A 6570-nucleotide genomic window follows, 5' to 3' on the forward strand; every position below is an offset into this window, starting at 1 on the left:
CGGCGGGCTCTGCCTCAGCAGGCTTGGTTGCGGCGGGCGCCACGGCGGCGACCGACTCGCCAGGCTCGCGCTCGAACGGCACGGCGGCGCGGGCCACCACCTTCACGCCGTCGTCGCCCAGGCCATCGACATGGATGGTGTAGCTGCCGACCGGAATGTCGCGGGTGGCCTCGATCAGGAAATGACCGTCGGGCGAGGTCTGGGCGTCGCCGAGCAGGATATCGTTGGCATAGGCGCGCACCTTGAGGCCGGGATCGGCCGTGCCGGCGACGAAGATCTTGTTGCCGTCGATCTCGACCGCTTCGACGACGATCTTGGGTTCGGCCGCCGCAGCTGCGGGCGCCGTTGCCGGAGCAGCGGGCGCCGTTGCCGGAGCAGCGGGCGCTGGTGCCGCTTGCACGGCCGCCGGCGCGGCCGGAGCCGGTGTTGCCGGCGCTGGCGTGGTGGCTGCGGGCGCTTCCGCCGCAGGGGCGGCCGCCTGGTCGCCGGTGGCGGGCGCCGCGGGCTTGGTCTCCGGCGCCGGGACGGTGAGCAGTTCGGATGGCTTGCCCGGCTCCTCGACCATCGCCAGCACCTGGCCGGCCGGATTCTGCGGGATCGAAACGACAGCGGTCTGCACCGAAGCGGTGACGACATCGCCGGTCGTCGAGCGCAGCGTGATGGTGTAATCGCCGGGCTTCAGCGGATCGTCGAGAACGATGGCGAAGGCGCCGTCGGGACCGGCGACGGTCGAGCCAATCACGGTCGCGCCGTTGAGGATTTCGACCTTGGAATTGGGCGCCGCATTGCCGGCGACGACGATCGAGCCATTGCTTTCGACGCGCACGACATCGAAGGTCGGCGCGACCGAACCGGCCGTGGCGGGCGGCGTGGCAGGCGCCGCGGGAGCCTCAGCCGCAGGCGCAGCAGGAGCGGATGGCGCGGCCGGAGCCATAGCGTCGGTGGCCGGTGCCGGCGCGGCCGGAAGGCGGCCCTCGGTGCCAGGATCTGACGGCTTGGTTTCCGCCGGCTTGGTCTCGCCCGGCGCCAGCGCCGCGATCTCGGCCGGCGGCGTGCGATTGAGATACGGATCGAGCGCCCCCGACACATAGGCGGTTCCCGCCGCGGCGACGACGCCGCCCGCGGTAAACAACAACGCCTTCAATGGATTAATTGCCATTTTTGACTGCCCCTTAGCCACCTAACGCCGGTCTAGCGTGTTTTAGCGAGTCCCACAAGAAAAACGGCCGGCCAAGAAAAAGCCTGTCCCGGGCTTGACCATGCCTGCCGTCCCTATCACCAATCATCGGCATGAACACGATTCGATCCGTCTGCGTCTATTGCGGTTCGTCTCCGGGCCGCGATGCAACCTACGTCAAGGCCGGCCACCTGCTCGGCCGCTCGCTCGCCAAATCCGGCCTCAGGCTGGTCTATGGTGGCGGCACCAAGGGCATCATGGGCGCCGTCGCCGAGGGCGCGCTCAAGGCCGGCGGCAAGGTGACGGGCATCATTCCCCGCTTCCTCATCAACAGGGAAGCAACCGAGACCGCGCTTGACCGGCTCGACGAGCTCGTGATCACCGACAACATGCACGAGCGCAAGCACAGGATGTTCGAAAAATCCGACGCCTTTGTGGCGCTGCCAGGCGGCATCGGCACGGTCGAGGAGATCGTCGAGATCATGACCTGGGGCCAGCTCGGCCATCATCGCAAGCCGATCGTCTTTGCCAACATCAAAGGCTTCTGGGACCCGATGCTGGCGCTGCTCGACCATATGAGCAGCGAAGGCTTCATCCACACCGCGCACCGGGTGAAGCCGCTGGTGGTCGAGGATCCCGAAGCGATCGTCGCCGCCATCATGGTGGCCGGTTCCTCCGTCGACGCGCCGACGGAAGGCGTGCAGTCGGTGATAGACAAGATGTAAGGCGGTAGGGGAAAACAGCCCCTACTGCCTACTGCCTACTGCCTACTGCCTACTGCCTACTGCCTACTGCCTACTGCCTACTGCCTTCCTCAAATCCCCGATCACCGCCCGCCGATCCTGCCGACGCCAGGCGAGGTGGATCGACACGCTGCGCTCGAACCAGGCCAGATCGCGGAAGACGATCCCCCGCGGCGCCGCGCTGCGCAGGCTCTCCTGCACCGTCGCCAGGCCAAGGCCGGCGCTGACGAGGCCGAGCGAGGTCAGCGGATCGGCCGTCTCATAGGCAATGTCGGGCACGAATCCGGCCTCGATGCAGGCGGCGAGGAACTGGCCGCGGTTGGTGTCGGCCGGCTGGCGCACCACGGTGATCCAGGTGCGGCCGTCGAGATGATGCGGGCGAATGTCGAGAACGGCGGCAAGCGCGTCGCCCTCGGGAATCGCCAGCACCAGCGGCTCGCGCCGGACGAGCATCGAGGCGATTTCGGGATAGTCGGCCGGCGGCGGCGAATAGACCAAGCCGAGATCGAGCGTGCGCTGGCGCAGCCCCTCCAGTTGCGCGGCCGAGCGCAGGCTCATCAGGCTGAGGTTCAGTTGCGGCCGGTCGCGGCGGAACTGTCTCAGCATGCCGGCGACGATCCCCGCATGCACCGCGCCCTCGACATAGCCGATGGCAAGGCGGCCGGCAGTTCCCGCCGCAAGATCCCGGCCGAACGTCTCCAGCCGCTTTGCACCCGCCAGCAGCGCCCTCGCCTCGACAAGGAAAGCCTGGCCCTCGGCATTGAGATGCACCCGCTGCTTTGCACGCTCGAACAGGGCGACGCCGAGCTGCTCCTCTAGCTGGATGATCTGCCTGCTGAGCGGCGACTGCGAGATGTGCAGCAATTCGGCGGCGCGGCCGACATTGCCCGTCTCGGCAACCGTCACGAAATAGCGGAGCTGGCGCAGATCGAACATTTTCGCTCCTGGTGGCTAGTCCCTCAGGGTCTCAACTTTAGCCTAATCAGTCTTGGACTGTCTGACCAGCGGCGGCGACAATTCCGCCATCCCAATCAGGATCTTTAGGAGACAGCCATGCAGTTCTTTGCCCTTCTCACCCGCAACACCCAGAAGTTCAGCGACGCCGATTTCGCGCCGCTGCTGCCCGGCGAGGCCGAGCAGCGGCGAGCGCTCTATGCAGATGGCGCTGTGCGCCAGGTGTGGAACCGCGGCGACATTCCCGGCAGCGGCATGATGTTCGAGGCGGCCGACGACGCCGAAGTGCGCGGCCATCTCGCTACGCTGCCGCTGGTCAAGGCCGGCATGATGGATATCGCCGCGATCGTACCGCTCAACCCTTATCCGGGCTTCGGCCCGAAGCGCTGAGGCGGCCGAGAGCTGGAGATGAGTGCCGCCGTGAAATCGGCGGCGCTCATGAACCTCCACGACCAAACATGCGACGGAAAATGCTTGCTCGAGGTGCGGTGTATCGCTCGGGCAAAGGGTTGGTGAGCAGGAACTGCTCGTGCCCCTCGACCGTTTCGGTGCCGCGATAGCTGCATTGCAGCGACCGGGCCAGGGGAACAATCTCCTTCAGCACCGACCCGAATCCCTCACCATCGATCGGCACATCCTTGACCATGTGCAATTCGCGCGCGAAAGCCTCGACACCGAGGAAGCGATAGCCGCGCTTTTCGAGTTCGGCGCGGAGCTTTGCCAGGGAAGTCTCCGCACCCCAGAACTCGAAGCGCGTCGGCCGGATGCGGGCGCTCGCGGCGATTTCCAGATTGAGGTCGCCAATCGCCTCGGCAGGAAGAATAAGCGCCGCCACCGCGCCAAGCGAATGCTGTTCGACGGCGAGCGGAAAGGCCGACGCCTCGGCGGTGGCGCGGGCTATCCGCTGGAAGCCGACGACATCCTCGGCCGCAAAGTAGAAGTCCCGGCGCCCATCGCCATGCTGCTCCGCGATGTAGCATGCGGGGCAGCTCGCGGTGATCAGTTCCTCGCACAGTCTTTCGAAAAACGCGTAGTTCCGGCTCGACCCCTTGGGTGTCAGCAGGGCATCACGCGGCGTCAATTCGTTTGCCCGCGGGGTGAGCTTCAGGAGCAGGACAGGCAGCGAAGCAGCAGCCCGCAGAAGCGCCATGTTCACCCTCACTCGGACGAACAACGCACTGCCGCCGGGGCGGTAGCGTATCAGGTCGCGATGCGGCTCCGCCTTGCGGATGACCTCTTCCGTTTCATCGTCCGAGACTTGTTCGCCGGTGACATCGAACTGAAGCAAAGTCATCGCCTAGCCCTCGCCTCCCGGATCGCGTCCGGTAGGAATGGTCGATCTTGCCAGTTCACATCGCCCCAGCCCAGACCTCACGGCCAGGCATTCTTCATTGCGTTTACGGAAAGCCAGGCAATAGAAGGCAGCGCGATGAGCAGCGCCAGCCGCAGCCCGGCCGATCGCGCCGCGTCCGGGTTCTGCTGCTGCAGCCGTCGCCATATCTGGAAGGCCGCGGCAAGGACGAGCAGCCCGTAGAGACCGCCCAGCGCCCACAGAACCGCCGTGCCGCTCACCGGCATGCCGGCCTTTTCCAGTGCCTGGCCGATCAGCATCGTCGGCCCGGCAATGAAGAAGGCAACCGCGACCCCGAAGAAAAAGCCGATCATCGCGCCCGGAAACGGCGTTGCCGAGAGCGCCACAAACAGCGCCAGCAGGATGAGCAAAGTGATGAATGCGCGCTGGCCCATGGCTGCCCCCATTTGTCATGGCCGGTCGGACACAGCCTGGAGTAGCAGGCTGGAATTAATGGCCCGTAACGAGAGAGAGACTGGTCCGCGGCGTTGTGATCGCCCCAACGCGCCCTTGCCGCGACCGGCGACAGGGACAAGGCAGGCTCTGTCATCAGCCCGCCTGCAGCGACAGCACGAACCCCACGATCAGACCAAGGACGAAGCCGAGCGGGCCGGTGACGAAGATGCCGAGCAACGGACCTTGATTGGCTTCGGGCGTGAAGATGACCGGGCCAACGAAGCCGCCAAGAAAGCCGATCACGCCCAGGATTGCGCCCCATTTGAGCATCGGTTCCCCCCGCCTGCCGAGCCACTGCACCAGATTTACGTCTCGGAACCAAGCCGCAGCGTTAGCGTTGGCTCAGACAACAGCAATTCAGGAGATCGTCATGCTGCGAGGCGCATTGCTCTGGCTCATCGGAATACCATTGCCCATCATCCTCATTCTGTGGCTGCTTGGCTATCTGCACTGACTACCGCAGGCGGCATATGCAACGCATGCCAGGCGGGGATGGCTGGCCAACCATCACAGGGATCGCGGTTCCGTGCACAGCTTCCAGCGTCACGGAACCGTCACACGCAACGGCGGCGGCCATGCTAGAAACCTGGCTTGGCCGCCCCAGCGACCTGGACCGTTACAAGATCCGGCAAAGCCGCCATGAACATCGCCCTCGCCTCGGAAGACAAGAGCCTGTCGCCCTATCTGCCCGACGAGCACGGGCTGTTCTTCCTCTATCATTTCACCGCCGAGGGCATGCGCACCAAGGATGCCGCCGACGCGCACTGGACCTGGCGCAGCTATCAGATCTCCGACATACGCGCGCGCCAGGAGATCGCCGGCGAGCAGGCGCTGCCGCCTCCCGTGCGCGAAGCCTTCCTTAGCGCCAGCCACGGCTGCCACATCGACCTCGAGGACGATTGGCTCTATGGCGATCTGCCGGACCTGCGCCACGACTATTCGGCCGAGGCGCGCGGGCTTAGCCATTTCCGCTTCGCGCTCAACGACAGGATGCTGATCGGCGCCCGCAAGCAGCCGCTGCAGTCGGTCGACACCATCCGCAAGGCGGTGGAGAACGGCACGCGAAAATTCCGCTCGCCGGCCGAGCTGATCGAGGCGGTGATGGGCCAGTCTCTGGACGGCATGGCGGCCGAACTCGGCGGCCTTTCCGAGACGCTCGACGGCATCGAGGACCGCATCGTTTGCGACGCATGGCACAGCGAGCGGCAGGCGCTGGTCGACGCGCGCCGGCAGCTCGTGGTGATCCACCGGCAGATGGCGACGCTGACCAGCCTGTTTCGGCATCTCGACCATTCGCACCGCAACGATCTGCCCGATGCGGTCAACGACATGGCCGCAAGACTCTCGCACCGGGCGCACACGCTCTATCACGACGGCGAGCAGCTGCAGGCACGTACAAGGCTGCTGCAGGACGAGCTTATGGCCAAGCTGACGATGCAGTCCAACCAGTTGCTCTACATCTTGTCGGTGATGACGGCGGTGCTTTTGCCGATGACCATTATTTCAGGTCTGTTCGGCATGAATGTCGGCGGCCTGCCGCTGCTGGATTCGCCGATGGGCTTTTGGGTGGTGACGGCGCTGTCGCTGCTGGTCGCCGGCGCCGTCTATCTGTTCGTCAGGCGGCTCGGGCGGGTATAGGCGCGACCTACGCCGTCGCCCGCAGATCCTCGACGATGGCGCCGGCGGCGCGGACTTCCGCTTCGTGCTCGGGCTCGCGCCATGTCTCGGCAAGGCCCGCCGCGTACCATTCGCGCATCGCAGGCAGGTCGAGCAGCCGCTTCGGATAGGCGGCCGCAGCGCCCTCGAATTCGAGCCCATAGGACTGCGCCCGGAACGCCACCGGCGCAAAGAAGGCATCGGCGGCGGTGAAGCGGTCGCCGGCCAGGAAC

9 protein-coding genes are annotated in these 6570 nt (G+C 65.8%); 3 read left to right on the top strand and 6 right to left on the bottom strand.

The window, feature by feature from the left end:
* On the bottom strand, positions 1–1159 hold a 1159-nt coding region (locus EN780_RS24615), incomplete at its 3' end, for a LysM peptidoglycan-binding domain-containing protein (RefSeq protein WP_133372698.1).
* A gap of 131 nt (positions 1160–1290) precedes the next feature.
* Between EN780_RS24615 and EN780_RS24620 the strand changes: the two genes are divergently transcribed.
* Entirely contained in the window at positions 1291–1902 is a 612-nt protein-coding gene (locus EN780_RS24620; RefSeq protein ID WP_127284295.1) for a TIGR00730 family Rossman fold protein, read from the top strand.
* Between the two features lie 63 nt (positions 1903–1965).
* Here EN780_RS24620 and EN780_RS24625 read toward each other — a convergent pair whose 3' ends face one another.
* Positions 1966–2856, bottom strand: coding sequence for a LysR substrate-binding domain-containing protein (locus tag EN780_RS24625; protein WP_128275573.1), 891 nt, complete (start codon positions 2854–2856; stop codon positions 1966–1968).
* 117 nt (positions 2857–2973) lie between these two features.
* Between EN780_RS24625 and EN780_RS24630 the strand changes: the two genes are divergently transcribed.
* Positions 2974–3264: a muconolactone Delta-isomerase family protein gene (locus EN780_RS24630; protein WP_127392886.1), complete on the top strand. Its 291-nt coding sequence runs from the start codon at positions 2974–2976 to the stop codon at positions 3262–3264.
* Positions 3265–3310: 46 nt separating this feature from the next.
* On the opposite strand, the gene EN780_RS24635 is transcribed toward EN780_RS24630, so the two are convergent.
* From EN780_RS24635 to EN780_RS24645, 3 genes are all read right to left on the bottom strand, one after another.
* Positions 3311–4024, bottom strand: coding sequence for a hypothetical protein (locus tag EN780_RS24635; protein WP_128275574.1), 714 nt, complete (start codon positions 4022–4024; stop codon positions 3311–3313).
* Between the two features lie 221 nt (positions 4025–4245).
* Positions 4246–4620 carry a hypothetical protein gene (locus EN780_RS24640; RefSeq protein WP_127392888.1) on the bottom strand — a complete coding sequence of 125 codons (375 nt, stop codon included), beginning with the start codon at positions 4618–4620 and terminating at the stop codon, positions 4246–4248.
* 154 nt (positions 4621–4774) lie between these two features.
* Entirely contained in the window at positions 4775–4981 is a 207-nt protein-coding gene (locus tag EN780_RS24645; protein WP_128275575.1) for a hypothetical protein, read from the bottom strand.
* Positions 4982–5320: 339 nt separating this feature from the next.
* Between EN780_RS24645 and EN780_RS24650 the strand changes: the two genes are divergently transcribed.
* Positions 5321–6319: a transporter gene (locus EN780_RS24650; protein ID WP_128275576.1), complete on the top strand. Its 999-nt coding sequence runs from the start codon at positions 5321–5323 to the stop codon at positions 6317–6319.
* Positions 6320–6326: 7 nt separating this feature from the next.
* On the opposite strand, the gene EN780_RS24655 is transcribed toward EN780_RS24650, so the two are convergent.
* Positions 6327–6570, bottom strand: a 244-nt coding sequence (locus tag EN780_RS24655; RefSeq protein WP_189556699.1) for a glutathione S-transferase C-terminal domain-containing protein, incomplete at its 5' end; no start/stop codon positions are given.

The sequence above is a fragment of the Mesorhizobium sp. M4B.F.Ca.ET.089.01.1.1 genome, assembly GCF_004022605.1.
GTDB classification, from domain to species: Bacteria; Pseudomonadota; Alphaproteobacteria; order Rhizobiales; family Rhizobiaceae; genus Mesorhizobium; species Mesorhizobium abyssinicae.

What these genes read in the sequence shown, in the direction of transcription:
- EN780_RS24620 (WP_127284295.1), top strand. Translation starts at nt 1,291, where the DNA reads ATGAACACGATTCGATCCGTCTGCGTCTATTGCGGTTCGTCTCCGGGC.
- EN780_RS24625 (WP_128275573.1), bottom strand. Translation starts at nt 2,856, where the DNA reads ATGTTCGATCTGCGCCAGCTCCGCTATTTCGTGACGGTTGCCGAGACG.
- EN780_RS24635 (WP_128275574.1), bottom strand. Translation starts at nt 4,024, where the DNA reads ATGGCGCTTCTGCGGGCTGCTGCTTCGCTGCCTGTCCTGCTCCTGAAG.
- EN780_RS24640 (WP_127392888.1), bottom strand. Translation starts at nt 4,620, where the DNA reads ATGGGCCAGCGCGCATTCATCACTTTGCTCATCCTGCTGGCGCTGTTT.
- EN780_RS24650 (WP_128275576.1), top strand. Translation starts at nt 5,321, where the DNA reads ATGAACATCGCCCTCGCCTCGGAAGACAAGAGCCTGTCGCCCTATCTG.
- EN780_RS24630 (WP_127392886.1), top strand. Translation starts at nt 2,974, where the DNA reads ATGCAGTTCTTTGCCCTTCTCACCCGCAACACCCAGAAGTTCAGCGAC.